At 74.8% G+C, this 25,170-nt stretch carries 21 protein-coding genes; 10 read left to right on the forward strand and 11 right to left on the reverse strand.

Translation table 11 applies throughout. The annotated features are described in order from the left end of the window. Positions 1-220: 220 nt before the first annotated feature. Positions 221-790, reverse strand: coding sequence for a hypothetical protein (locus ABWK59_RS03350; protein WP_354637779.1), 570 nt, complete (start codon positions 788-790; stop codon positions 221-223). 36 nt (positions 791-826) lie between these two features. Between ABWK59_RS03350 and ABWK59_RS03355 the strand changes: the two genes are divergently transcribed. Together ABWK59_RS03355 and ABWK59_RS03360 are read left to right on the forward strand one after the other, a co-directional pair. Further along, positions 827-1,540, forward strand: a complete 714-nt coding sequence (locus tag ABWK59_RS03355; protein WP_354637780.1) for a response regulator transcription factor — start codon at positions 827-829, stop codon at positions 1,538-1,540. Next, entirely contained in the window at positions 1,537-2,964 is a 1,428-nt protein-coding gene (locus ABWK59_RS03360; RefSeq protein WP_354637781.1) for a HAMP domain-containing sensor histidine kinase, read from the forward strand. The genes ABWK59_RS03355 and ABWK59_RS03360 overlap by 4 nt, the downstream gene beginning before the upstream one ends. Positions 2,965-3,035: 71 nt before the next feature. Here ABWK59_RS03360 and ABWK59_RS03365 read toward each other — a convergent pair whose 3' ends face one another. Beyond that, positions 3,036-4,067, reverse strand: a complete 1,032-nt coding sequence (locus tag ABWK59_RS03365; protein ID WP_354637782.1) for a medium chain dehydrogenase/reductase family protein — start codon at positions 4,065-4,067, stop codon at positions 3,036-3,038. Between the two features lie 136 nt (positions 4,068-4,203). Between ABWK59_RS03365 and ABWK59_RS03370 the strand changes: the two genes are divergently transcribed. Next, positions 4,204-4,848, forward strand: coding sequence for a TetR/AcrR family transcriptional regulator (locus ABWK59_RS03370; RefSeq protein ID WP_354637783.1), 645 nt, complete (start codon positions 4,204-4,206; stop codon positions 4,846-4,848). Positions 4,849-4,869: 21 nt separating this feature from the next. Here ABWK59_RS03370 and ABWK59_RS03375 read toward each other — a convergent pair whose 3' ends face one another. Continuing rightward, positions 4,870-5,199 carry a hypothetical protein gene (locus ABWK59_RS03375; RefSeq protein WP_354637784.1) on the reverse strand — a complete coding sequence of 110 codons (330 nt, stop codon included), beginning with the start codon at positions 5,197-5,199 and terminating at the stop codon, positions 4,870-4,872. Positions 5,200-5,394: 195 nt separating this feature from the next. On the opposite strand from ABWK59_RS03375, the gene ABWK59_RS03380 reads away from it, so the two are divergent. Together ABWK59_RS03380 and ABWK59_RS03385 are read left to right on the forward strand one after the other, a co-directional pair. Then, the gene (locus ABWK59_RS03380) at positions 5,395-5,754 is read left to right on the forward strand and encodes a hypothetical protein (protein ID WP_354637785.1); all 360 of its coding nucleotides are present in this window, start codon (positions 5,395-5,397) and stop codon (positions 5,752-5,754) included. After that, positions 5,721-6,149 (forward strand): hypothetical protein, encoded by a 429-nt coding sequence (locus ABWK59_RS03385; RefSeq protein WP_354637786.1) that lies wholly within the window; start codon positions 5,721-5,723, stop codon positions 6,147-6,149. The genes ABWK59_RS03380 and ABWK59_RS03385 overlap by 34 nt, the downstream gene beginning before the upstream one ends. A gap of 78 nt (positions 6,150-6,227) precedes the next feature. Here the strand turns inward: ABWK59_RS03385 and ABWK59_RS03390 are convergent, their stop codons facing one another. Next, positions 6,228-6,557, reverse strand: a complete 330-nt coding sequence (locus tag ABWK59_RS03390) for a putative quinol monooxygenase (protein ID WP_354637787.1) — start codon at positions 6,555-6,557, stop codon at positions 6,228-6,230. Positions 6,558-6,590: 33 nt separating this feature from the next. Continuing rightward, on the reverse strand, positions 6,591-7,460 hold the full coding sequence (locus tag ABWK59_RS03395) for an IclR family transcriptional regulator (protein WP_354637788.1): 870 nt from the start codon (positions 7,458-7,460) through the stop codon (positions 6,591-6,593). 317 nt (positions 7,461-7,777) lie between these two features. Between ABWK59_RS03395 and ABWK59_RS03400 the strand changes: the two genes are divergently transcribed. After that, a complete protein-coding gene (locus tag ABWK59_RS03400) occupies positions 7,778-9,838 on the forward strand; it encodes a phosphocholine-specific phospholipase C (RefSeq protein ID WP_354637789.1) in 2,061 nt (686 codons plus the stop codon). A gap of 351 nt (positions 9,839-10,189) precedes the next feature. Further along, the gene (locus tag ABWK59_RS03405; protein WP_354637790.1) at positions 10,190-11,725 is read left to right on the forward strand and encodes a hypothetical protein; all 1,536 of its coding nucleotides are present in this window, start codon (positions 10,190-10,192) and stop codon (positions 11,723-11,725) included. 233 nt (positions 11,726-11,958) lie between these two features. On the opposite strand, the gene ABWK59_RS03410 is transcribed toward ABWK59_RS03405, so the two are convergent. Together ABWK59_RS03410 and cpt are read right to left on the reverse strand one after the other, a co-directional pair. Next, on the reverse strand, positions 11,959-14,133 hold the full coding sequence (locus ABWK59_RS03410; RefSeq protein ID WP_354637791.1) for a M4 family metallopeptidase: 2,175 nt from the start codon (positions 14,131-14,133) through the stop codon (positions 11,959-11,961). Positions 14,134-14,576: 443 nt separating this feature from the next. Further along, entirely contained in the window at positions 14,577-15,110 is a 534-nt protein-coding gene (gene cpt / locus ABWK59_RS03415) for a chloramphenicol phosphotransferase CPT (protein ID WP_354637792.1), read from the reverse strand. Positions 15,111-15,410: 300 nt separating this feature from the next. Here cpt and mycP point away from each other — a divergent pair, with 300 nt between their 5' ends. Both mycP and ABWK59_RS03425 read left to right on the forward strand, forming a co-directional pair. After that, positions 15,411-16,871 carry a type VII secretion-associated serine protease mycosin gene (gene mycP, locus ABWK59_RS03420; RefSeq protein ID WP_354637793.1) on the forward strand — a complete coding sequence of 487 codons (1,461 nt, stop codon included), beginning with the start codon at positions 15,411-15,413 and terminating at the stop codon, positions 16,869-16,871. 111 nt (positions 16,872-16,982) lie between these two features. Continuing rightward, positions 16,983-18,032, forward strand: coding sequence for a TIGR03617 family F420-dependent LLM class oxidoreductase (locus tag ABWK59_RS03425; RefSeq protein WP_354637794.1), 1,050 nt, complete (start codon positions 16,983-16,985; stop codon positions 18,030-18,032). A gap of 87 nt (positions 18,033-18,119) precedes the next feature. On the opposite strand, the gene ABWK59_RS03430 is transcribed toward ABWK59_RS03425, so the two are convergent. Further along, a complete protein-coding gene (locus ABWK59_RS03430) occupies positions 18,120-18,590 on the reverse strand; it encodes a MarR family winged helix-turn-helix transcriptional regulator (RefSeq protein ID WP_354637795.1) in 471 nt (156 codons plus the stop codon). A 108-nt stretch (positions 18,591-18,698) separates the two neighbouring features. Here ABWK59_RS03430 and ABWK59_RS03435 point away from each other — a divergent pair, with 108 nt between their 5' ends. Further along, positions 18,699-19,091 carry a nuclear transport factor 2 family protein gene (locus tag ABWK59_RS03435; RefSeq protein WP_354637796.1) on the forward strand — a complete coding sequence of 131 codons (393 nt, stop codon included), beginning with the start codon at positions 18,699-18,701 and terminating at the stop codon, positions 19,089-19,091. Between the two features lie 83 nt (positions 19,092-19,174). Here ABWK59_RS03435 and ABWK59_RS03440 read toward each other — a convergent pair whose 3' ends face one another. From ABWK59_RS03440 to ABWK59_RS03450, 3 genes are read right to left on the reverse strand one after another with little or no spacing between them, the layout of a single operon-like run. Further along, entirely contained in the window at positions 19,175-22,120 is a 2,946-nt protein-coding gene (locus ABWK59_RS03440) for a hypothetical protein (RefSeq protein WP_354637797.1), read from the reverse strand. Next, the gene (locus ABWK59_RS03445) at positions 22,120-24,033 is read right to left on the reverse strand and encodes an HSP90 family protein (protein WP_354637798.1); all 1,914 of its coding nucleotides are present in this window, start codon (positions 24,031-24,033) and stop codon (positions 22,120-22,122) included. The genes ABWK59_RS03440 and ABWK59_RS03445 overlap by 1 nt, the downstream gene beginning before the upstream one ends. Before the next feature lie 29 nt (positions 24,034-24,062). After that, entirely contained in the window at positions 24,063-25,040 is a 978-nt protein-coding gene (locus ABWK59_RS03450) for a hypothetical protein (protein ID WP_354637799.1), read from the reverse strand. Between the last annotated feature and the right edge of the window lie 130 nt (positions 25,041-25,170).

Genomic DNA, 25,170 nt, shown 5'->3' on the forward strand with positions numbered 1-25,170 from the left:
CCTGTCGCGCCGCCGGTCCGGCGGGCCGTCAGAAGCTCTCTGCGACAGCGAGCATAGGGCGCCCGGACCGCCGTGAACCCCGTTGCGGCCGATCTTCAGGAACGGCTAAGGAAGCCCGCAGCCTGCGCTTCGGGAAAGGCCCGCGAAACCCGCTCTGACCTGCGTCCGGACCCGGGTGACGGGGGTCAACCCGACCTCGCCGTCAGGCCCGCGGATCCGCTCAGAGGTCCGTCTCGCGGACCGAGGACTGGGCGCGCGGCTGCACGGTGGAGGTGATCTGGGAGCGGTGGTGGGAGCTGCTGAAGGTGACCTGCAGGGTCTGCGCGGAGGTCTGGGTGGTCTGGGTGGTGAACCCGGGCGCCGGCAGCGCGGAGATCAGGCAGACGGCCGCGGCTCCGTACCGGAGGGTGACCTGCCCGCCCTCGGACTTGACGGTGTACACACCCGGGCCGCCGGGGCAGCTGCCGGCCCGGTCGGACCCCTGCGGCACGGGCACGGTCGTGCCGGGCGCGGTCGGCGGCCGCGTCCGCGCCGCCGAGGGGCTGCCCCCGGCCGTCGGCGAACCACTCGGGGCCGCGGCCCAGGAGGAGGCGGGCGATCCGCTCGGCCTGGCGGACGGGCTCTCCGCCACCGCCGAGGCCGCCGTCCCGATCCCGTTCGCCACCGTCCGCACCGTCGGCGGGACCTCGGCCGTGGAGTCCACGACGAAGCCGACCGCGACGAACACGGCCGTCACGGCGAAGGCCGTACAGCAGATCCAAACCAGCAGGTAGCGAGCGAGGCGGTGCACGCGGCCCATCATCCACGATCCGCTACGGTGTCCCCCATGCCGAGCGTCCTTGTCGTCGAAGACGAACCCGAGATACGCGCTTCGCTGATCGAGGTGCTCAGCGCGCACGGGCACCTGGTGCGCAGCGCGGGCGACGGGTTCGGCGCGCTGCGCGAGGTCACCCGGGCGCCACTGGACGCCGTGGTGCTCGACCTCGGCCTGCCGGACCTGGACGGCGCGGACGCCCTGCGCATGATCCGCGGCATCTCCCAGGTGCCGGTGCTGGTCGCCACCGCCCGCGACGACGAGGCGGAGATCATCAAGCTGCTGGACGCCGGCGCGGACGACTACCTGGTCAAGCCGTTCTCCGGCGGGCAGCTGGTGGCCCGGCTCAACGCGGTGCTGCGGCGTTCCGCGGCCGTCCACCATCCGCCGGTGGCCGCGGCCGGCCCGGCGGCCGGTCCGGTCGAGCTGCTGGTCGTGGGCGGGCTGGCCATCGACCCGCGCGGCCGCTCGGCCCACCTCGACGGGGTCGAACTGCGACTGACCCGCCGGGAGTTCGACCTGCTCGCCTACCTGGCCCGGCACGTGGACCAGGTGGTGCCCAAGCGTCAGCTGCTCGCCGAGGTCTGGCGCGAGCCGTACGTGGACGACCAGACCATCGACGTGCACCTCTCGGCGCTGCGGCGCAAGCTCGGCGAGCGCGGTTCGCTGCCCCGGTACCTGCGGACGGTGCGCGGGGTCGGGATCAAGATGGTGACGCCCCGGTGAGACGGTCGCTGGCCGGGGTGGCCCTGGCCGTCACCTCGATGGTGGCGCTGGCGTTCCTGATCCCGCTCGGCGTGCTGGTGGCCGACCAGGCCCGCAAGCAGAGCACCACCGCCGCCGAGCAGCGGGCCGCCGCCCTCGCCCCGGTGCTGGCGCTCACCACCGGCACGGCCGACCTCCAGCAGGCCGTCTCCGGCCTGGACCCGGGCGACGGGCTGGGCGTCCACCTGCCCGACGGCCGGCGGCTGGGGGCCGAGCACGCCCCCGCCGAACTGCTGCGGCGGGCGATGGCGGAGGGCGAGTCGATCGCCCAGGACGTCCCGGGCGGCTGGCTCTACCTGCAGCCCGTGGTGCTCGGCGAGGACGGGACGGCCGTGGTCGAGGAGTTCGTCCCCGACGCGGACCTCACCCGCGGGGTGACCGCCTCCTGGGCGGTGATGTCCCTGCTGGCCGTCGGCCTGATCGCCGGCTCGGTCCTGGTCGCCGACCGGCTCGGCGCCCAGGTGGTGCGCTCCTCCCGCACCCTCTCCCGGGCCTCGCACGCCCTCGGCGCCGGCGACCTGGAGATCCGGGTGGAGCCCGGCGGGCCCAGGGAACTGCGGGACGCCGGACAGGCGTTCAACGCCATGGCCGACCGCATGGTCGGCCTGCTGGCCACCGAGCGCGAACTGGTCGCCGACCTCTCGCACCGGCTGCGCACCCCGCTCACCGCCCTCCACCTGGCCACCGACCGGATGGCCCCCGGCCCGGACACCCGCCGGATCGGCGCGGCGGTGGCGCAGCTGGAGGAGGAGCTCAACTCGATCATCGCCGCCGCCCGCACCCCGCTGGCCACCGGGCCGATGGGCCGTGCGCTGACCGCCCCCGAGGGCTCCCGCGCGGCGACGGCGGCGGTGCGCGTGGGCACCCGGAGCACCGGGACCGCGGCGGCCGGCCCGCGCGCCGAGGCGGCGGAGGTGATCCGCCACCGGGCGGGTTTCTGGGCCACCCTGGCGGGCCACCAGGACCGTACCTGCCGGCTGGAGATCACCAGCGAGCCGACGCCCGTCCAGCTCCCCGAGGACGACCTCACGGCGGTGATCGACTCGCTGGTCGGCAACGTCTTCCGGCACACCCCGCCCGGGACCGCGTTCGCCGTCCGGGTGGAGCGGACCGCGCAGAGCGTCGAACTCACCGTGGAGGACGCCGGCCCCGGCATCGACGACCCGGACGGCGCGCTGGCCCGCGGCGCCAGCACCGGCTCCACCGGCCTCGGTCTGGACATCGCCCGCCGCGCCGCCGCGGCCACCGCCGGCAGCCTGCGGATCGACCGCGGCCGGCTCGGCGGCGCCCGGATCACCCTCTCCCTCGGCCTGGCCTGCGCCGACCCCACCGCCGGCCCCGGCCGCCGCACCCGCCGTCGCGGCCGCCGCGGCCCGGCCCACTGAGTCCCTGCCGCTCCCGGCCCGGACGCCCCTCCCCCGCCCCGTAGGACGCGGACCACCGTGCCGTGGCCCCGTCACGGCGTCAGCACGACCTTCCCCGCCACCGTCCCCGACTCGGCCAGCCGCAGCGCCTCGGCCGCCCGGCTGAGCGGCAGCTCGGCGGCGATCCGCGCGGTGACCTCGCCGCGCCGCATGGCGGCGAAGACCTGGCCGAGGTCCTCCCGCAGCCGGGCCCGGAACCGGTCCGCGGAGAGCGCGCGGCCGGCCCAGACGTTGAAGAAGTACGCCCGGCGCCGGTTCGGCAGCGCGTTCCACAGCCACACCCGCCCGAGGATCTTCAGCACCGGCCACTGCTTGGAGCCGGTGTCGTCGCGGGTGGCGGCGCTGCCGTACGCGACCAGGGTGCCGCCGGGGGCGAGCAGCGCCCAGGAGTCGATCACGCTGCGTCCGCCGACGTGGTCGAACACGGCGTCCACGCCGCCGGGGGCGAGGGCGCGGACCCGGGCGGGCACGTTCTCGGTGCGGTAGTCGACCGGCTCGACGCCGAGGGCCCGCAGCTCGTCGTGGTGGCGTGCGGAGGCCGTCCCGATCACCCGGGCGCCCGCGGCCCGCGCCAGCTGGACCAGCAGCGAGCCGACGCCGCCGTTGGCGCCGTGGACCAGGACGGTCTGCCCGGCCCGCACCCGGGCCCTGCGGTGCAGCATCTGCCAGGCGGTGATGCCGTTGACCACCGCGGTCTCCGCCTCGGCCGCGCCCAGCCCGTCGGGGACGGAGACCAGGTCGGCCGCGTCCAGGGCCACGTGGCTGGCCCAGGCGCCGACCTTGGTGAGGGCGGCGACCCGCGTCCCGACCAGGGCCGGGTCGGTCCACGGGCCGATCGCGACGACGGTGCCGACCAGGTCGTAGCCGGGCACGAAGGGGAACGGCGGCTGGTCGTAGTACCGGCCGCGGCGCATCTGCTGCTCGGCGAAGGAGACCCCGGTCGCCTCCACCGCGACCACCACGCCGCCCTCGGCGGCGGTCGGCACCGGTCCGCTGCGCAGCTCCAGGCCCTCCGGCTCGACCCGGCCCGGCAGGACGACCTCGACGTACTCCGGCATACCCATGTCCCTCGACCCTTCGCTTCATGCTCTCGCTGTCGTTATAAGTTCTAACTCGCAGCATGCCGGGTCGTCAAGCGGGTATCGCGACAGTGATACCGTCTAACCAGTCCGAGGGCATTCCAGAGAAGGGCGGCACGACATGGCCGGGGCCACCAGCACCCCCCGCGAGCGCTACCGCGACCAGGTCCGCGCGGAGGTGAAGCAGCAGGCGTGGGAGCAGATCGCCACCGCGGGTGCGTCCGCGCTCTCCCTCAACGCGATCGCCAAGCGGATGGGCCTGAGCGGCCCGGCGCTCTACCGGTACTTCGCCAGCCGGGACGAGCTGATCACCGAGCTGATCCGGGACGCCTACCGCAGCCTCGCCGACGCCTTCCGCGCGGCGGCCGCGACCGGGCCCGGCCTGGCCCCCCTCGGCCACGCGCTCCGCACCTGGGCGCTCGCCGACCCCCACCGCTACCTGCTGATCTACGGCACACCGGTGCCCGGCTACCACGCACCGGCCGAGACCACCGCCATCGCCTCGGAGATCATGGCCGTCCTGCTGAACGCCGCCGGAGCCGTCCCGGCCCGGGAGGCCGCCGACCCCCTGGCGGAGCACCTCGCCGAACACGGCGGCCGGGCCGGCGACCACCCGGCCGCACCGGCCGACCTGCGCCTCGCCCTCACCTTCTGGACCCGGCTGCACGGCGTGCTCTCACTCGAACTCGCCGGCCACTTCCAGGGCATGGGTTTCGACCCGGCGGCCCTGTTCACCGCCGAACTCGACCGCCTGGCAGAGCGGTGAGACGAGGGGCGACCCTACGGGCTACCCGTAGTAGTCGGCCTCGATCGGCCGCGCCCGCCGCGGTATGTCGTTCCGCGGCATCGGCAGCCGCTCCTCGCCGACGACCAGGACGCACACGGGTTCCCCCTTCGTCCGCCCCGGCAGCGCCACCTCCACCTCGATCGGGACGGGCGGGGTGCTCGGCAGGACGGCGGCCAGCCGGTGCGTCTCGGCATGGTGCCCGTGCACCCGCTCGAACCCGACCTCGTGGCCGTCCACCAGCAGTTCCAGCTCCCGGTGCCCGCCGAGCCGTACCGTCATGGTCACCGAGCAGCCGAGGTGATCCAGGTGGAACCGGTCCTCTTGCGCCATGGCCGCCTCCCGGTCCTGCGCTTCCGGCTTCCATGGTGGCACCGCCCGCCGACCACCCGCAGTCCGAGCCGCTCCACCAGCCCGGGGGCACAAGGGGTACGCCGGTCACCGCAACCGGCCGTGCGGACCGGGCGTCCTCACCCCGGACACGGACCACGCTCCACCGACACCATTCCCGACCGAGCGGGGCCTCACATGACAGCAGGTCAGGACAGCACGGCGGCGGCCGAACGGCACTCCCCGGCACCGGCCACCGCCCGCCCGGACGTCCGGAACCTCCGGAGCCACCGGAACTTCGGGATCGCCCTCGCGGCCGTCCCACTGCTGTTCCTGACCGGTGTGCTCGGCATCCTGCAGGCGCGGTCGGGCGGCCTGCTCTGGGGCGAGCGGCTGTTCTTCCACCCGGTCCTCCAACTCGCGGCCACCGCCCCGGTCCTCCTCCTCGCGCCCGCACTGCGCCCCCGGGGACGCGACTCACGCTGGGTCGGCGCCATCCTCGGGACCCTGGGCACCCTGGTCCTGTGGCCGCCCTGCTGCTCGGCGCGCTTCACCTGATGTTCGGCCCGGGCAGCGACCAGACCGTGGCCCGCCACCACTCCCCCGGCGGCACGGGGTTCACCCTCCGCGTCGATCGGGGGGTGCCCGGGCCGGACCCGCTCTGGGACCTGCGGATCGCGACGTCCGGCCTGCTCGCCCGTCACTGGGAGGTGGACGGCGGCTTCGGCGAGGGTGCGGCACGGTCCGGCGACATCACCGTGGAGTGGACCGGCCCGGACCGGTTCACCGTCGAGGCCCGGTACCCCCACTGCGTGACGTACGTGTTCACCGTGAACCCCCGGACCGGGGAGCCGATCCGCGAGGACGTGGCCGAGCACTGGGGAGCGGACCCCGTCCCGGTCACCCCGCCCGCCCCCGGGTCGGCCCTCCGGCCCTGCCAGGACCACCGCTGACCGACGGGCCGCGCCGGTTCGGGCCCGAGACCCGGGCCCGGACCTCCGGTCCGCCGGTCCGCCGGTCCGCCGGTCCGCCTAAGCCCAGCGCGGCGAGAGTTCGGCCATCGACGACCAGCCCTCGGCGGGGACCTCGGTGTGGACGATCTCCGGGGTCGCGGCGATCACGTCGGGCATCCACGCCATCGCGGTCCTGAAGTGCTCGGAGTCGACGTGCGCCTTCCCCGCCTCCGCCGACGCGAAGCCCTCCACCAGCACGTACCGGTGCGGGTCGTCCACGCTGCGCGACCACTCGTAGAACAGGTTGCCCGGCTCGGCGCGGGTGGCGAGGGTGAACTCCTCGACCAGGGACAGCCACTGCTCGCTGTGCTCCGGACGGACGGTGAACTTGACGACGATGAAGATCACTGATTTCTCCTTGCGGACGACGGGAAGGGACGGTCAGGCCGCCTGGCGGGCGGCCCGGGTGAGGACGGCGGTCACCTCGCGGTGCCGCCGCCGGTGGTCGGCGAGCGGGAGCGACACCGACAGCGCCTGGACGGCCGGTCCGGCCGGCCGGACGCCCGAGGGGCCGTCAGCCCCCGCCGGCGGCAGCAGCGGCAGCGCCAGCGGGACGGCCACGCAGCACAGGCCGGCGTCGTACTCGCCGACCGACACCGCGTACCCCTGGGCGCGGACCCGTCGCAGCTCGCTCTCGAACCGCTCCGGGCAGGTGATGGTGCGCTCGGTGAACCGGGGCAGCCCGTGCTCGGCCAGGTACCGGCGGCGGGCGGCCCTGGGCACCCCGGCGAGCAGCACCTTGCCGTGCGCGGTGGCGTGGGCCTGCTGTTCGACGCCCACCGCGAAGGGCTCCCCCTGCGCCGAGACCGGGGTGGTGCTGTCCACGACGGTGATCCCGCCGTCCCGGAAGGTGCTGAAGTACGCCTCGGCGCCGGCCACCCGCCGGACCTGCAGCAGCAGGTCGCGGACGTCCCGGCCGAACCGCTGCTGCCGCTGGTAGGCGCGGTGCAGGACCGGGATCCGGTGGCCGAGGGTGTACCCGCCGCTGGTACGGGCCAGGTGGCCGCGTGCGGTGAGCGGGCCGAGCAGGGTGTAGACGGTGGACAGCGCGCAGTCCAGGTGTTCGGCGAGGGCCCGCGCCGTGAGCGGGCCGTCCGCCGCGGCGACGGCGTCGAGGACGTCCAGCGCGCGGTCGAGCGACTGCGGCCCGCCGACCGGGCCGGGGGCGGTCGCGGGAGCCGGCACGGCGACGGGAGCGACGTCGGGAACGGCGTCGGACGCGGGGCCGGGCGCGGCATCGGGCGCGGTCATGCGGGGGCTGGCTCCTTCCTCGGACCGCCGGGGTCCGGGGCCGGACCGGACGGCTGATCAGCACCACCCTGCCGCACCGCCGTCCGGCCCGCGAAACCGCCCGCCCCGGATTCCGGCGCTGCCGGAAACCTGCCCGTGAGCCCCCGCCGGTCCGCCCGTCCGCACCGGAGCCGACCGCGCCCGCCGAGGCTACCGGCCCGTATCCGGGCGCGTTCGCCCGGCGTTGGGCGGGCAGTCATGACATGTCCCCCACGTGGTACCCCGGACACGCTGTCCTTGGGGCGCCCGTCTCCCTCACCAGTGAAGGCCCTTCCCCCATGGCAGATCTGAACCGCCGCCGCTTCCTGCAGCTCGCCGGTGGCGCCGCCGCGCTCACCGCCCTGTCCGACAGCATCGCCCGGGCCGCCGCGATCCCGGCCCAGGGCCTCACCGGCAGCCTGCAGGACGTCGAGCACATCGTCGTCCTGATGCAGGAGAACCGTTCCTTCGACCACTACTTCGGCAGCATGAAGGGCGTTCGCGGCTTCGGCGATCCCCGCCCGGTCACCCTCCCGAGCGGCAAGCCCGTCTGGTACCAGACCGACGCCGCCAAGAAGGAGATCCTGCCGTTCCGGCCGCAGGTGAACAACCTGGGCATGCAGTTCATCCAGGACCTCAACCACGACTGGGCCGGCGGCCAGAAGGCGTTCAACAACGGCAAGTACGACCAGTGGGTGCCCGCCAAGACCGCCACCACCATGGCGTACCTGACCCGCGAGGACATCCCCTTCCACTACGCCCTCGCCGACGCCTTCACCCTCTGCGACGCGTACCACTGCAGCTTCCTCGGCTCCACCGACCCCAACCGCTACTACATGTGGACCGGCCACACCGGCAACGACGGGACCGGCGGCGGCCCGGTCCTCAACAACGCCGAGGCGGGCTACGGGTGGACCACCTACCCGGAGCGGCTCCAGGCGGCCGGCGTCTCCTGGAAGATCTACCAGGACATCGGCGACGGCCTCGACGCGGCCGGCTCCTGGGGCTGGATCAACGACGCCTACCGCGGCAACTACGGCGACAACTCCCTGCTGTACTTCAACACCTACCGCAACGCCCAGCCGGGCAGCCCGCTGTACGACAAGGCGCGCACCGGCACCGACGCCAAGGCCGGGCAGGGCCTGTTCGACGTCCTGCGCTCCGACGTACAGGCCGGCCGGCTGCCGCAGGTGTCCTGGATAGCCGCCCCCGAGGCCTTCACCGAGCACCCCAACTGGCCCGCCAACTACGGTGCCTGGTACATCGCGCAGGTGCTGGACGCGCTCACCTCCAACCCGGACGTCTGGGCCCGCACCGCGCTGTTCATCACCTACGACGAGAACGACGGCTTCTTCGACCACGTGGTGCCGCCGTACGTCCCCGGCTCGGCCTCCCAGGGCCTGTCCACGGTCTCCACCACCCTGGACTGGTTCCCCGGCAAGACCGGCTACCAGGCCGGCCCGTACGGCCTCGGGCAGCGGGTGCCGATGCTGGTGGTCTCGCCGTGGAGCAAGGGCGGCTACACCTGCTCCGAGACCTTCGACCACACCTCGATCATCCGGTTCATGGAGCGCCGGTTCGGGGTGACCGAGCCGCACATCTCGCCCTGGCGGCGGGCCGTCTGCGGCGACCTCACCTCGGCCTTCGACTTCACCCGGTCCGACGCCACCGGCGCCGCGCTGCCGTCCACCGCCGGCTACTACCCGCCGGACCGCAACCGCCACCCGGACTACGTCCCGGCCGTCCCCGCGGTCGGCGCCATGCCGCGCCAGGAGCCCGGCAGCAAGCCCACCCGGCCGCTCAGGTACGCGCCGTACGTGGACGGTTCGGCCGACCCGGCGACCGGCAAGTTCACGCTGACGTTCAGCGGTGGGGCCGACGCGGGCGCCCAGTTCCTGGTCACCTCGGCCAACCGCACCGACGGGCCCTGGACCTACACCGCCGGGGCCGGCGCCTCGGTCTCCGACAGCTGGAACACCAAGTACTCCAAGGGCGCCACCGACCTCACCGTGCACGGCCCGAACGGCTTCCTGCGCGGCTTCCGCCACCCCGGCAAGACCCCCGGGCCCGAGGTCACCGCCCGCCACTGCGCGACCAGCGGCAACCTGCTGCTGACCTTCACCAACCGCGGCACCACCGACGCCCGGGTCACCGTCTCCAACGCCTACGCCGGCACCCCGCAGACCCTCACCGTGGCCGGTGGCGCCACGGTCACCCACACCGTCGACCTCACCGCCAGCCGCCGCTGGTACGACGTCACCGTCACCGCCACCACCCCGGCCGGCTACCTCCGCCGCCTGGCCGGCCACGTGGAGACCGGCGCCCCCGGCCTCAGCGACCCGGGCATCCTCACCGCCTGACCGAACCGCCTGACCGAACCGCCTCCGACCCGACCGCCTGACCGTCCGAGGCCCCGCCCCGACCGTGCCCCGCCGTTCACTCCGAACGGCGGGGCACGGGCCGTCCGGCCCACCGGTACCGCGCCGTGGCACATCCCACCGCCCCCACCGCACCGCTCGAACACGGAATCCCCACCTTTTCCGGAACCGCCTCCCCGCTAATCCACGCACCGTGCCCGGAGCGGTCGGAAACTGTCACAGGCCGGTGGCACAGTTCCCTCCGGGAATCGGAACGGCACCACACGGTAGTGGTCGCTGTGTCGGCTCTGTATGGTCACCGTGTGCGGGTGGTGACAGATGGGTGGGAGCAGCATGGCAATACAGTTACCGTCTGAGCTTCAGTTCGTCCTGGATCTGCTGGGACTGAAATGGCCTCAGGCGAACGAGGACGAACTCATCGAGTTGGCGAACCAGCTGAAGAAACTGGCGAGTCAGATCGATTCCACGCAGATGGCCGCCGACAAGGCGCTGGGCAAGCTGGCCGAGGTCTACCACGGCGCGGCGGCCGACAAGCTGGCCGAGGTGTGGCGGGACATCTCGAAGTACGCCGAGATCATCACCGAGGCGCTGGAGACGGCGGCCAAGGCGCTCACCGCGGCGGCCGTGGTGATCGAGGTCTGCAAGGGCCAGGCGATCACGCAGCTGGTCTCCATCCAGGCCCAGTTGGCCGCGGCCACGGGGACCGGCGGGTGGAGCACCGGGGCGGTGATCCGGCTCGGCAAGGAGATCCTCGGGAAGCTCCTGGACGAGGCGGTCGGCCGGCTGGCCAAGGAGCTGGCGGAGCCGATCGCGCACCTGGCGGAGAAGGCCGTCGCCAAGGTCACCGGGGGGAGTTCGGTGGTCTCCGTCGGGCAGGGCTTCGGGGTCGACCTCGGGCAGATGGCCGCCTGCGCGGTGGACCTGCGGCGCCACGCCGACGACCTGGACGCGCACGGCAGCGGCTTCCGCCGGGTCATCGAGGGGCTGGACGTGGGCAAGCCGGGCGACGCGTTCGGCAAGCTGGCGATCGCGGCCGCCAAGGAGATCGCCCGGGCGGTCGGCGTCGAGGTGCTCAACCGGATCCTGTCCTCGTTCCGGGGCACGGCGGACCGGATGGACCAGGTGGTCCGGAACATGTCGGAGAACGAGGACGCCCACACCCAGCAGATGAACGGCGGCTACCTGGGCGGGCTCTCGCTGTTCCACCCGGGCGGGACGAAGCTGGCCGGCGGTGTGCCGGGCGGTCCGTTCGGCGGGGGCCGGGACGTCGGCCTGACCGCCTTCGACGGGCTGCGGCCGCACCTCGGAGGGTCCGGCGGCGCGGGCTCGCACGCGGCGGCGTCGGGGCTGGCCGGCGGAGCCGGCGGGTTCGGCGGTGCGGCGGGTTCGCTCGGCGCGGCGGCGGCCGTGGGCGGCGCGTTCGCGGCCGGCGCGGGCCGGGCCGGTGCGCCGGGGATCGGCAGCATGCGGCTCGGACAGCCGCTGGCCTCGGGCGAGTTGGCCGGTCGTGGCCCGGGGTCCGGCGCGGGGTCCCGGGCGGGCGGTACCCGTTCGGGGACGGACTCCGGGTCGGGCCGCCAGTCGGAGGCGGCCGCAGCGGGCCGTCAGACGGGGGCGGCGCCGGCGCCGGGTATGTTCGGGGCGTTCGGGCACGCCGGCATGGGCGGCTCGCACGGCTCCGGGGCGCGGCCCTCGGGTCATGGGCGGTCGGCCGGGCCGACGGGCGGTGACCGGCGGTCCCGGCGCGAGGAGGACGCGCAGGCGGCCGAGCGCCGGGAGTACCCGGCGGACGAGGTGCTGGAGGTGGAGGAGTTGCCGGTCTGGCACGGCCTCACCCTCGGCCCGGTCCGGCGGCCGGCGACCGCGTAGCGCACACACCCCGCCCGCCCCGCCCCCGCGTCCTGCACGCGGGGGCGGGGCGGGCGGTCGTCTTCCCGGCGGGCCACCGGGCATGGGGCGGCCCGTCGGGCATGCGGCCGCGTCAGGGCGGGTGGTGGCCCGCCGCGAGCGCGGCGCAGCGCCGGTCCGCGGGCCGGAAAGCCGGCGGACCCGGGCGGGGGCGTGTACGCCGCTCCGCCCGGGTCCGCCGGTCGGGTGCCGGATCAGCCGGCGGTGACCGAGGTGTCGTCGATCAGGAAGCTGGTGCGGAGGGAGGAGTCCTCGGTACCGGTGAACTTGATCGTGACGGTCTTGCCCTTGAACGCCGACAGGTCGAGCGTGCGCTGGACGTAGCCGGAGGAGGCGTTGGCGTTCGAGTAGGTGGCCAGGGTGGTCGTGGTGGTGCCGTCGACGACCTGGACCTTGAGGGTGTCGTACGCCGTGGTGCCGGTCTCCTCGGTGGTGATCTTGTTCCAGAAGGAGAGCTTCGGCGCGGTGGCGGTGGCCGGGATGCTCACCGACTGCGAGAGCGTGTCGGTGTGGGCCGAGCCGTAGCCGTCCAGCCAGGCGTAGTAGGTGCCGGTGCGGGGGGCCGCGGCGGCGTCGTTGGTGATCACGCCGGTGCTGGAGGTCCAGGACGTGGCGCCGGACTCGAAGCCCGGGTTGAGCAGCAGGTTGCCACCGGTGGGCGGCGGGGTGGTGCCACCGCAGGTGGTGGAGGTCGGGGCGACGGAGACCGCGCTCCAGGCCTTCTCCACCGCGGCGCACTGGGTACTGCCCGTGCCGTACAGGTCCTTGGCCGCCTTGATGGTGGCGGTGCGGGCGCCCGGGTAGTCGGTGTTGGAGGTCATGTAGGTCGACAGGGCGCGGTACCAGATCTTGGTGGACGCGTCGTTGCCGATGCCGGCGACGGTGGAGCCGTCGCAGGTCGGGCTGTTGCCCCACTGCGACTGGCCGGAGCCGACCGCGAGCAGGTAGAAGAAGTGGTTGCCGACCCCGGAGGAGTAGTGCGGGTTCAGGTTCTTGGTGCTGGTGGACCAGCACTTGACCGACTTGCCGTCCTTGCTCGGGTCGTCCATCCACCGCAGCGGCGTGCCGTTGCCGTTGATGTCGATCTTCTCGCCGATGAGGTAGTCGGGCGCGTCCGCCGCGTTGTTGGCGTTGAACTCGACCATGGTGCCCATGATGTCGGACGTGGCCTCGTTCAGGCCGCCCGCGTCGCCGCTGTAGATCAGGCCGGCGGTGGCGGCGGTGACGCCGTGGCTCATCTCGTGGCCCGCGACGTCGATCTCGGTGAACGGCTTGGCGCCCACGTCGCCGTCGCCGTAGATCATCGAGAAGCTGTCGTCGTCCCAGCCGGCGTTGCCGTAGTTGGTGCCGTAGTGGACGAAGGAACGGGCGCCGACACCGTCGTTCTTGATGCCGTTGCGGCCGAGGACGTTCTTGTAGAAGTCCCAGGTGGCCTGGATGCCGTAGTGGGCGTCCACGCCGACGGTGGCGCGGTCGGTCAGGGCGTTGTTGCCCCAGACGTTGTCCGCGTCGTTGAGGGCCACGCCCCAGCCGGCCGGCGGGGAGTCGTTGGTCGTGGTCTGGTTCTGCGCGTCCCGGGTCTCGCCGTTGCCCCGGTTGGGGTCCTTGAGGGTGTAGCTGGTGGCGGAGTTCTGGGTGGTGCTGACGGTGACGTTGCCGACCTGGAAGCCCTTGCCGGTGCCGGAGGCCGCGACGGCGGCCGCGGCCGCGGGGGCCGCCAGGGCGGTGGCGGGGGCGGCGGTCTTGCCGGCCTTGACGCCCTCGGGCACGAAGGCCGAGAAGGTGTCCCAGCTCTCGCCGGTGGCACCGGTCTTGGCGTCCACCAGGACGTGCAGGTGGCTGGGCGACTGGTCCGGGCCGGTGCCGTGGAGGACGACCTCCCAGACCAGCTTCGGGGCCTCGCCGGTGACGTCCACCGCGAGGGTGGCGGTGCTGTTCTTCTTGGTGCCCTTGAAGAGCTTGGCGGCCTTGGCGATCGCCTGCTGATCGGTGACTGAGGGGGTCACCGAGATGGCGATCGGGGCGGCCTGGGTGAGGGTGGCGGAGTCCAGCTGGCCGCCGGGGGCGGAGTGGACGATGACGTCGCCGCCGCGGACCGGGAGGCCCTGGTACGTGCGGTTGAAGTGCACGTGGCGGGTGCCGTCGGCGTCCACGACGACGTTGGTGGCCTGGAACTGGTCGTGCGCGCCGGCCTTGACCGCGGTGGGGTTGGCGGTGACCTGGGCGGCGGCGTCCTGCAGGGCCTGGCTGTGGGAGGCCTTGGGCTGGGGGCTGTTGGCGGTGGCGGCGGTCGCGGGGGCGCCCGCGCCGGCTATCACGAGGCTGCTGACCGCGAGGGTGAGCGAGCCGGCCAGAAGGGGTCTCTTCATGGCGCCGAAGCGTGCCCCCACATAGGAATGCAAGTCAATGCATAGCAATTCTGTGGAAATTCACAAACTTCCATCTGAAGGGCGAGTGAACAGACGCAAATCTGGGAGGTCGCTGTGAAAACCGGCCGCAACCTGGGAATCTCTACCCGACGGTAGCTTCCCGCCCCCGCCGACGCGGTCCGCCGTGTGATCCACATCACCGGCCGCGCCGCATCCTGAGACGGTCAATTCACTGGTGACGGACGCCTTTTCGGGGCCCATGAACGCTCGGTGCGGGGTGGTGCGGGTGGTGCGCGTCGGGGAATCTGAGTACCCCTACTCAGGTGGGCGGGCCGCCCGGTGGACCACGCTGGCGGTACCGCGTCAGCGGCCCCCCCCGGGGTCCCTCTCCACACTTCACCGGGCGAAGGACCACCCATGCGAGGGGCCGCGAGGCGGCGGGGTCAGTGGACGGCTGCCGCGATGGTGCGGGCGCAGGAGAGGGCCTCGGTGCGGGTGGTGTCGACCTCCAGGTCGTAGGTCACGCCGTGGTGCACCAGGTCGGCCTGGGAGGCGGCCATGCCCGGGACGCGGTCGCCGCGGGCGAGTTCGCGGGCGGCGGCGGTGTCGGCGTCGCAGCGGACGGCGACCCACAGCACCGGCAGCCCGTCGAGCGCCCTCCGCCAGCGCTGCTGGGAGGCGGCGCCGCCGAGGAACACCTCGTCCACGATCACCCGGGCGCCGGCCCGGGCCATCGCGGCGACGCCCTCGATCCAGGCCGCCTCCAGGGCCCGGAACCGCTCGCCGACGGTCACCTCGCCGTCCGCGCCGAACTCGATCCCCGCCGCGCTGGTCCGCTCGGCGAGCGGCATGGCCTCGATCAGGGTGTCCACGCCGAGGGTCAGCCACGGATCGGGCAGCACCGCCTGCAGACACCGCGCGATCCCGGACTTCCCCGTGCTGGACCCGCCGTTCAACACGATCACCTGAGTCGTCATCGCCCCACCGTAGGCGGACCGCGTCCGCGCCCGGCACCGGTTTTCCCCGGCCGGCCCGGGCTCGCCCCGACAGGCTCGCCGCCTGCCCCGACGGGCTGCCGCCGGCCGCCCCCGGGGCGCCGGGAACGCGGCAGTCGGAGCGTGATTGAGTAGGGCTCACCTCGCACCCCGCCCGGCCGACCGGCGAAGCCCGGTCCGGCCGGGCGGGGTCGTGCGGTGGGCCCCCGGCCGGGCGCCGGCGGCCCTGACGGTCGGTGACCTTCGGTGAGGAAGAACGTGATACGGCGTACGGGGAGACGGGTGCGGCGCGTCGCCGCGCTGCTGGCGGTGGCGGCCATCGGGGTCGGGGCCTCGCCGGGGACGGCGTTCGGGGTGGAGTCGATCCGCCAGGAGCAATGGCACCTGGACGCGATGCACGCGCCCGAGATGTGGAAGACCGGTACGGGCGCGGGGATCGTGGTCGGCGTGGTGGACACCGGGGTCGACAAGGACGCGCCCGATCTTCAGGGCCAGCTGCTTCCGGGCCTGGACCTCAGCGGCTTCAGCAACAAGGACGGCGCCTTCGCCGACTACCTCGGGCACGGCACCGGCATGGCCAGCCTGATCGCCGGCACCGGCAAGGGTCTCGGGGGCAAGGGGGCCTTCGGCCTCGCGCCCGGCTCCAAGATCCTTCCGGTCAAGGTCAACTCCGGGTCGGAGACGGCCATGGCCGCCACCGACATCGGCAAGCAGCTGGCCGACGGGATCACCTATGCGGCCGACCATGGCGCGAAGGTGATCAACGTCTCCCAGGGCTTCCGCCACCTCGGCGCCTCGGACTTCGCCGCACTCAGGGCCGCCGTCGACCACGCCCTCGCGAAGGGCAGCCTGGTCATCGCCTCGGCGGGCAACACCGGCGACAAGGACAACCCGCAGGAGCTGCCGAGCAGTCTGCCCGGCGTGGTCGCCGTGGCCGCCACCGACCGCGACGGCAAGGTGGCGCCGTGGTCCCAGCACGGTCCGCAGGTCACCCTCGCGGCTCCGGGTGTGGACATCTACGCCGCGTGCACCGGCAAGACCGGCTACTGCAAGAGCCAGGGCACCTCGGACTCCGCCGCGTTGATGTCCGCGTCCGCCGCCCTCCTGTGGTCGGCCCACCCCACCTGGACCAACAACCAGGTGCTGCGCGTGCTGATCAACACCGCCAGCAACCCCAAGGAGCGCAGCGACTTCATCGGCTACGGCGCGGTGCGGCCGCGGATCGCCCTCACCACGCCGGGCGATCCGGGTCCCGCGGACCAGTTCCCGCTGAAGCTCACGCCGGTCGCCGCACCGACCGCGGGAGCCGCTCCGGCCCCGGCGGCGAGCACGGCCGCCCCCGACGGCGGCTTCGGCCTCGTCGACATCGGCGGCGACCAGGGCACCCCCGCCGCCTCGGGCTCCTCCGCCTCCGCGAGCTCCTCCGGCTCCGGCAAGCTGCCGCTGATCCTGGGCGGCGCGGGGGCCGTGGCCGTCCTGCTGGTGGTCGTCGCGGCCGTCGTCCTGTCCCGCCGCAACCGCACCGCCGGACCGCCCGCGTACGCCGGCGGCCCCCTGCAGCAGCCGCCACAGCCCTACGGCACCCCACCGCCGTACGGCCAGCAGCCTCCGTACGGAGCCCAGCCGCCGTACGCCCAGCCGCAGCCCCACCCCCAGCCGCAGCCGTACGGCCAGCAGCCCCAGCCGCAGCCGTACGGCCAGCAGCCCCAGCAGCCCCCGTACGGCACCCCCTACGGCCACTGACACCCCGCACGTCCCGCCACCGCCGTGCGACCGCGGCGGCGGGGACTGCGGCGGTGCGGGCGGTAGGGTCGGCGGGCGGAAGGTCAGGCAGGCGCGGAAGGGTGCGAACTGATGGACGGCCAGGCTGAGGGGCTCCGCCTCGACGTGTCGGTGCCCGGGGATCCGGCCGGGGTGCTGGCGGCCGCCGAGCTGGCGGAACGGGCGGGGCTGGACCGGCTGGTGGTGGCGGAGACCGCGCACGACCCGTTCCTGCAACTGGCCCGCGCCGCCGACCGCACCGGCACCCTGGAGCTGGCCACCGGCGTCGCGGTGGCCTTCGCCCGGACCCCGATGACCCTCGCCTACCAGGCGTGGGGCGTGCACGAGGTGTCCGGCGGCCGGGCCGTGGTCGGGCTGGGCTCGCAGGTGAAGCCGCACATCGAGCGGCGGTTCGGGATGCCGTGGGACCGTCCGGCGGCGCGGATGCGGGAGTACGTGCAGGCGGTCCGGGCGATCTGGCACAGCTGGCAGACCGGTGAACGGCTGCGGTTCCGCGGCGAGTTCTACACCCACACGCTGATGACCCCGGTGTTCGCGCCGCCGCCGGTCGCCGCCGGGGTGCCGCGGATCCTGCTGGCCGGGGTCGGTCCGCTGATGACGGCGACGGCCGGGGCGGTCGCCGACGGCTTCATCAGCCACCCGTTCACCACGGTGGAGTACCTGCGCGACCGGGTGCTGCCGGGGGTACGGGCGGCCCGTGCCGGGGCGGAGGAGGCCGGGGAGCCGTGGACGGACCGGCCGTTCGAGATCGCGGGCAACGTGCTGGCCGCGACCGGACGGACGGAGGAGGAGGTCGCCGCCAACCGCGCGGCGCTCCGCGAGCGGATCGCGTTCTACGCCTCCACCCCGGCCTACCTGCCGGTGCTGGCCCTGCACGGCTGGCAGGACCTGCACGAGGAGCTCCACCGCCTGTCGCTGCGCGGCGACTGGAAGCGGATGGCCGAGCTGATCGACGACCGGGTGTTCGACGCCTTCGCGGTGGCGGGTCCGGTGGACCGGGTCGCGGCGGAGATCCACCGCCGGTACGACGGCCTGGTGACCCGGCTGTCGGTCAGCTCGCCGGACGGCGCCGATCCGGCGCTGGACGTCGAGGTGCTGACCGCGCTGCGCGCCCTGGGCTGAGCCACCGGCACCCCGCGTCAAGCCGCCGCACCCCGAGCCGAGCCACCGGCACCCTGGGCCGAGCCGCCGACCCAGGGCTCGGGGGCCTCACCCGCCGGCGGTGAACGGCCCCTCCGCCACGAACCGGGCCAGCCCGCGGGCGAAGGCCTCGGCCTCCTCCGGCGGCCAGCCGCTCAGCGAGTCGGCGACCCGGGCGGCCAGCCGGGCCCGCATCACCCGGACGGTCTCGGCGCCTCGGTCGGTCAGCTCCAGCAGCACGGCCCGCTGGTCGGCGGGATCGGGTCGGCGGCGGAGCAGTCCGGCCGCCTCCAGCCGGGAGGCGCGCCGGCTGACGCCCGAGCGGTCGAGGCCGATCTCGGGGCCCAGCTCGGCGGCGGCGACCGGGCCGGTCCGGGCCAGACCGCTGAGCACGGGGTAGGTCACCTCGTCCACGGCCTCGCCGAGCCCCTCGGTCAACTGCCGGTAGAGGCCGGTGCGGTGACTGCGCTTGAGCAGGGTGCCGAGAGCGTCGGCGACGGCGCCGCCGAGGGCGTCGGGGTCGGGGGTCGGTGCGTCCACCTCTCCAGCTTAGCGTGCGCAGCGCACGTGAACTGGTGTACGCTCCCCCCAGGAAAGCGTGCTCGACGCACGCATACTGTTCGCTCCTCCACCGAACGGAGTCCCGCCATGTTCCGGACCAGCATCACCGCCGCCCTCCAGGACCTCCTCTTCACCCCGGGCCTCCCCCTGGAGGAGGCCGTCGAGCGACACTTCAGCCCCGACTACCGCCAGCGCACCGACGGCCGCTGGGACGACCGGGAGCAGTTCACCGAGCACATCCGCCACCTGCGCGGCGTGATCGCCGAGGGCACCGTCGAGGTCCACGACGAGCTCGCCAACGACACCCACTACGCCGACCGGCACACCGTCCACGTCACCAAGAACGACGGCTCCACGGTGTCCATGGAGGTGTACCTCTTCGGCGAGTTCGCTCCGGACGGCCGCTTCCGCCGCATCGAGGAGACCACCCTCCTGCTCTCCGGCGCCGAGGCCGACCGCACCCTCGGCTCCGCCCGCTGACGCCGAGGACGCCCCCGGCGGACCGACGGGAGGGGCCCGGCGCGGGAATCCCCGCCCCGGGCCGCCCACGGCCGTCAGCCCGGCTACCCCTGCTCCGCCAGCCGCCGACGCAACTCGCCCAGGACGGCGGCCGCCTCCGTCAGGCCCAACCGCTCGCAGCGCTCCATCCCGGCACCGAGCCGCGCCACCGCGGCGTCCGTCCGTCCCAGGGCGCGGCCCTCGACGAAGGCCGCCAGCCGGACGGTCTCGGCCCGCGACGGCTCCGCCTCCTCGCCGCCCGCCTCGTACGCGGCGATGGCCCGCTCGGCCGCCGCCAGGGCCTCCTCGGGACGGTCCGCGGTCGCGTAGGCGCGGGCCCGCTCCTCCTCCAGCGCGCCGCGCTGGCACCACTCGTTGTAGGCGTCCCCGGCGGCCTCGGCCCGCTCCCGGACGGCCTCCGCCTCGGCGAGCAGCGCCAGGGCGTCCTCCAGCCCCTCCGCGCCGCGCTCGACCATGGTGTGCCGGGCCGAGTGCCGCAGGGTCCCGGCCATCTGGTCCGGCCGGGGGGCCTCCGCGTGCGAGGCGAGCGCCCGCTCGCGGGCGGCCCGGGCGGCGTCGAGACGGCCCGCCTCGACCAGGGCGACGGTGGCCTCGCAGGCCACCATGGTGTGGGTGTCCCGGTCCTCCCAGCCGGCGACCGCGTCGGCGAGGCGCAGGTACTCCTCGGCGGCGGCCAGGTTCTCGTCCAGCTCGTACAGGCCTCGGGCGAGGGTGAGCCGCAGCTGCGCCACCATCCGCTCGTCCAGCTCGCCGACCGCCGGGTCCAGCAGGACGGACTCCAGCACCGCCACCGCGTCGACGCCCTGCCCGGAGCCGCGCAGCACGTCGGCGAGCAGCAGCCGGGCGTGCGCCGCGAACACCGGCTCGGCCGCGCGGTCGAACCGGGCGGCCGCCTCCGACAGGGCCCGGACGGCCGCGCCCACGTCGCCCGAGCGGGCGGCGGCCTCCCCCAGCAGCGCGTAGGTCCGCGCGTACGGGAAGACCGGCTCCCGCCAGCGGGCCGCCTCGCCGAGGGCCCGGTGCAGCACCTCGGCGGCCTCGGCGGGCTCCTCCCGCTGGAGCAGCAGCTGGCCGAGCAGGCCGAGCGTGCGGGGGCTGCGCCAGGGCAGCTCCAGGGTCTCCAGTTCGGCGAGCACCCCGCGGAGCTCGGTGACGGCCTCGTCCAGCCGGTCCCGGCGGGCGGCCACGTCGGCGAGGAACTGCCGGACGGTCAGCACCCGGTGGGGTACGCCGCGTGCGGTGCTCTCGGCCCGCAGGGCGCCGACCGCCGCCTCGAACCGCTCCACCTGCTCGGCCGGGGTCTCGGGCAGGGCCAGCACCAGGTCGTGGTGGGCGGCGAAGGCGCGGCAGTGCAGCACGCCCAGGTAGTCGTCGTCGGTGATCTCCCCGTCCGCGTCCCCGGTGGTCTCCCCGCGGACGGCGAGCAGCTCCTCGGCGCGGCGCAGCAGGTCGTCCAGCTCGGCCCAGTCGGGGGTGCCGGAGTCCTCGCCCAGTTCCACGACGGCGGCCCGGGCCCGGGTGGCGAGAGCCTCGCCGGGCAGCCCGGCCTGCTCGAACAGGTCGGCGACGGCGTCGAGTTCGGCCCGGTCCTGGTGGACGGTCCCGCGCCGGTCGGCGGCCTCCGCGACGCGGTGCTCGGCGATCTCGGCGGTGAGCCGGGCGAGGGTGCCCAGCTCGGCGGAGTCGGCGTGCCGGTAGTCCTCGGCCTCGACGGCCTCGGTGATCCGGTCCCACATCGCGCGGGCGTCGGGGTGGCCGAGCCGGCCGATCTCCCGGGCGCGCAGCACCAGGGCGGTGAGGTCGTCGGGCAGCGGCTCGGCACCGGGACGCGGCCCGGCGGGCACCTCGGCCACCGGAGCCGTGCCGGGCCCGGGGGTGAGCGGGCCGGCGGCGCGTACGCCCAGGGCGAGCGGTTCGGCCAGCAGCGGGCGGCGGGCCAGCCGCTCCCGGCGGGCGGCACCGACCGCGTCCGTGCCGTTGCGGGCGTCGAACCGGGCGGCCAGCGGCTCGGCCTCGGCCCGGACGTGGGCGAGCAGCGCCCCGGCCGTCCAGGTGGTGCCGGGCGGGCCGCTGACGGCGACCTCGCCGTGCCCGTCCCGGACCAGGGCGGCGAGCAGCACCTCGGTGCCGGTGAGGAAGTCCAGGCGGGCCAGCGGGTCGCCCTGGGCGGTGAACAGGTCGCGGTTCTCGGCGAGGATCTCCAGGCCGCGCGGCTGGTTCCCGGACAGCGCACAGAACTCCAGGTGCAGTCCGATCTCCCGGGCGGTGCCCGTCTTGCCGCGGGCGTAGCGGTAGCCGACCAGGTGGCCGGAGCGGGCCTCGTCGGTGCGGCCCAGGCGCAGCAGCGGCAGCAGGGCGTGGGCGTGGCTGACGTAGGGCTCCTCGCGGCAGGAGCTCGGCCCGTCGAAGACCGGCTGCCAGACGGCCAGGGCCCGCTCGTCGTCGCCGGCCCGGACGTGGTGCAGGGCGCGGGCGCGGGTCTCGCAGGCGGGGCAGTCGCTGAGTTCGGCGCGCGGGCGGGTGGCCCACAGGTCGAAGGCCTGCTCACGGTCGCGGCCGGTGTGCGCGGCCAGGTGGTGCCGCTCGGCGTGGTACGGCTGGAGGCCGGCGTCGGCGGCGGTGTACCGGTCGCGCAGTTCGCGGTGCCAGCGGTCGATCGCCTCCAGGGGCACGTCCGGGGTGGCGAGCAGCGCGGCGGCGACCCACTTGAAGCGCCACAGGACCTGCCGGGCGCCCCATTCGCTGAAGACGGTGCGGTCGGCGTCCCAGAGCTTGAGGACGCGGGCGAAGACCACCGGGAGCTTGGTCCGCTCGCCGTCGTACTCGTAGGCCTCCATCAGTTCCAGCAGGGCGCTGGCGAGCAGGCCGGGGTCGTCGAAGGGCTCGGCGGCGTCGACGAGTTCCTCGGCCGTGACGGTGCGCTGCCGGCCGTACGGGCGGGCGTCGTTCTCGCGCAGCGCGGTGAGCACCGCGTCGGGGGTGTCCAGCATCACGACTCCTTCTGCGGGTGGTGCGGGCCGGCGGTGCCGTCCGGGCCGGGGGGCGGGCCGGTGGGCCCGGGCGTGGTCGCGGCGCTCTCGTGGCCGAGCATGGCGTGGTCGAGCAGGCTGATGAACGACCGGTTGAGCAGGGCGCTCTCACTGGCGGTCAGCGGGCGGCGGGTGAGCAGCAGGGCCTGGCCGTAGAGGGCCTCGATGGCGGTGACGGCGAGGTCCCGGTGGGTGATCGAGGCGGCCCGGCGGACCAGCGGGTTGAGGTGGTTGAGGACGAGCTGGGCGCGCGGGACCTCGGCGCGCAGCGAGCCGAGGATGTCGGCCCACAGGCCGTCGGCCTCGTCGGCGAGCCGGGCCCGGGTCCGCTCGTGGCGGGCCTCGCGGTTGTCGAGCAGCAGCGCGGGGGCGCTGGTGGGGTGGAAGCTGCGCAGCGCCACGTCGCAGTCGAACCGGCCGACGACCTCGCGGGCGACGGCGAGGAAGGCGGCGGCGGCCAGTTCGGCGGCCGGGTCGACGGCGTCCAGGTGGGCCGTGACGGTGCCGGGGTCGAGGTCGGCGACGGAGCTGCCGGGGCGGATCTCGGGGAGCCGGTGCACCAGGTCGTGGTCGTAGGTGTAGCCGCCGTTGACCACGCCGAGGCCCGCGGCGGCGGCGATCGGGGCGACCTGGCGGAACTCCTCGACGGTACGGGTGACCAGCACCACGGGGTGGGCGCGGGCGAACTCGTCCAGGGTGACGTTGCCGTCGGTGGTCTCGAACGGGAGCCAGGGCAGCAGCATCCGCAGCAGCTCGTCGTCGTACCGGGCGAGCGCCTTGACGGCGAGGTGGTGGACGCCGATGAAGCGGTGCAGCAGGGCCGGGTCGCTGGCGGACAGGCCGGTGAGCCAGTCACGGATCCGGGCGCCGAGGGCGTCGCGGACGGCGGCGAGGGTCTCGTCGGCGTACAGGCCCTCGCGGGAGGCGGTCGGGCGCAGGCCGTCGGCGTCGACCACACAGCGGACGAAGAACGCCCACTCGGGCAGCAGGTCGTCGGCCTGGTCGGAGAGCAGCATGCCCTTGAGGTGGACGCGGTGTCCGGCGCGGCGCGAGGGCGGGGCGGCGTCGGGCAGGACGTAGGCGACCCCGCGCAGGCCGACCAGCGGCAGGTCCAGCTCGATGGAGTCGAGCGGGGTGAAGTCGAAGGTGCTGCGGCAGTGCGCGGCGAGCGCCTCGCGGCGGGCCACCGGGGAGCCGTGCCGGGCGGCCCAGGGCGGGGTGGCGTTGATCCGGACGGCGCCGCCGCGGTCGTCGGTGACGGTGACCTCGTGGCGCAGCAGGCTGCCGAAGTCGCGGGCCAGCTCGACGACCCGGGCGGGTGCGGTCCACTCGGCGGCGTCGGCGCGGGGGGCGAGCCGGACGGTGGTGCCGGGCTCCGGCTTGGCCTCGGAGGGCAGGGTGGTGATGGTGTACCGGCCGTCGGAGCCGCCGCGCCACTCGATGACGGGGGCGTCGGGAGTGGCGGCGGAGCGGGTGACCACGGTGATCTCGTCGGCGACCACGAAGCAGGCGAGCAGGCCGATGCCGAACTGGCCGATGAAGTCGCCGCGGGCGCCGGCCACGCCCTCGAACCGGCCCTCGGCGTCACGCTTGGAGCTGCGGCCGATGGTGGCGAGGAAGGTGTGCACGTCGGCCTCGGTGAGGCCGATGCCGGTGTCGGTGACGGTGAGCTCGGTACCGGCGTGGACGGTGATCCGGGCGGGCGCGGCCGGGTCGGCGGCCTGCCGGGCGGAGATCGCGTCCACCGCGTTCTGGAGGAGTTCGCGCAGGTAGACGCGGGGGCTGGAGTAGAGGTGGTGGGAGAGCAGGTCCACCAGGCCGCGCAGGTCGACCTGGAAGGTGTGCGCGCCGGTGGCGCGGTCGGAAGGGGACACCGGATGTCTTTCGGTCGCGGGGCGGGTGGTCAGCGGGCGGCCGCGGCGGCGGCGTCGCGGTGGCGGCGGAAGGCCTCGGCCGGGTCGCCGCTGAGGTGCATCCAAGGGCGCTCGGTCACGGTGGTGCCGATCCGCTCGAACATCAGCCGGGCGGCCTCGGGCTGCCCGGACAGCGAAAAGGCCAGGGCGAAGGTGTTGAGGGCGCCCTTCCAGCCGCGCGGCCGGGGGTAGTCGGGGTGCAGCACCGAGCGCCGGGCGGCCTCGTGGAGCTCCTCCCGCACGGCGGGGGTGTTCAGGTACGCGGAGCCCGCCGCGCCGCCCTCCAGGCTCAGCCAGCGCTCCAGGTGGGCCAGCGCGACCAGTTCGCCGAGCGGGCTGCCCTCGGGGGCGGCGCGCACGGCGCCGTCGGCGAACGCGTGCATCTCCTCGTGGGAGCCGCCCCACTTCTCGCAGAGCTGCTGCAGGCGCTGCCGGTGCGAGTCCAGGTGGCCGGGGCAGCGGCGCAGCGCCGCCTCGAAGCGGTAGGTGGCCGCCTCCCGGTCCAGCGAGGTGCCGCGGCCGCTGATCTGCAGGAAGTACCAGGGCGCCAGCAGGTCGGGCTCGCGCTCGGCGGCCTCGTACAGCTGTTCCTCGGCGACGGCGAGCCGCCGGTGGAACACCTCCCACTGCTCGCGGCTGACGTCCCGCGCACTGGCCCGGGTGCGGGCCTCCCAGCCCCAGGAGACGTGCCGGGCGCCGGAGAGGAGCAGCGGCAGCGCGGAGCCGGGTTCGGCCTCCACGGCCCGGGATATCCACGTCTCCACGCCGCGGACGTCGGCCAGCGCCGAGAGCACCCAGGTCAGCTCGGCGGCGTCGGTCACCCCCGCCAGGCCCTGGCGCAGTGCCGCCCAGTCGCCGGCCGCGGCCTGACGGAGCATCACCGCCAGTGCCTCGTCCCCGAAGGACGGGTCGAGCGCCGGTCCGTCCGCCGCCCGCCTCCGTCCGAATCCCCACCGGAAAAGCGCCACGGCGCGGCCCCCTCGAAATTTCTCGTGTGTGGTGTCCGGGCGTCAGGTTCGCGCCCGGACGGAGTACATATCACGAGGTCCGGACAGTCCCGCCGCCCGGGCCGGAGTTGACCGCCCGTCGGGATCCGGC

This window comes from Kitasatospora sp. HUAS MG31, assembly GCF_040571325.1.
Taxonomy (GTDB): domain Bacteria; phylum Actinomycetota; class Actinomycetes; order Streptomycetales; family Streptomycetaceae; genus Kitasatospora; species Kitasatospora camelliae.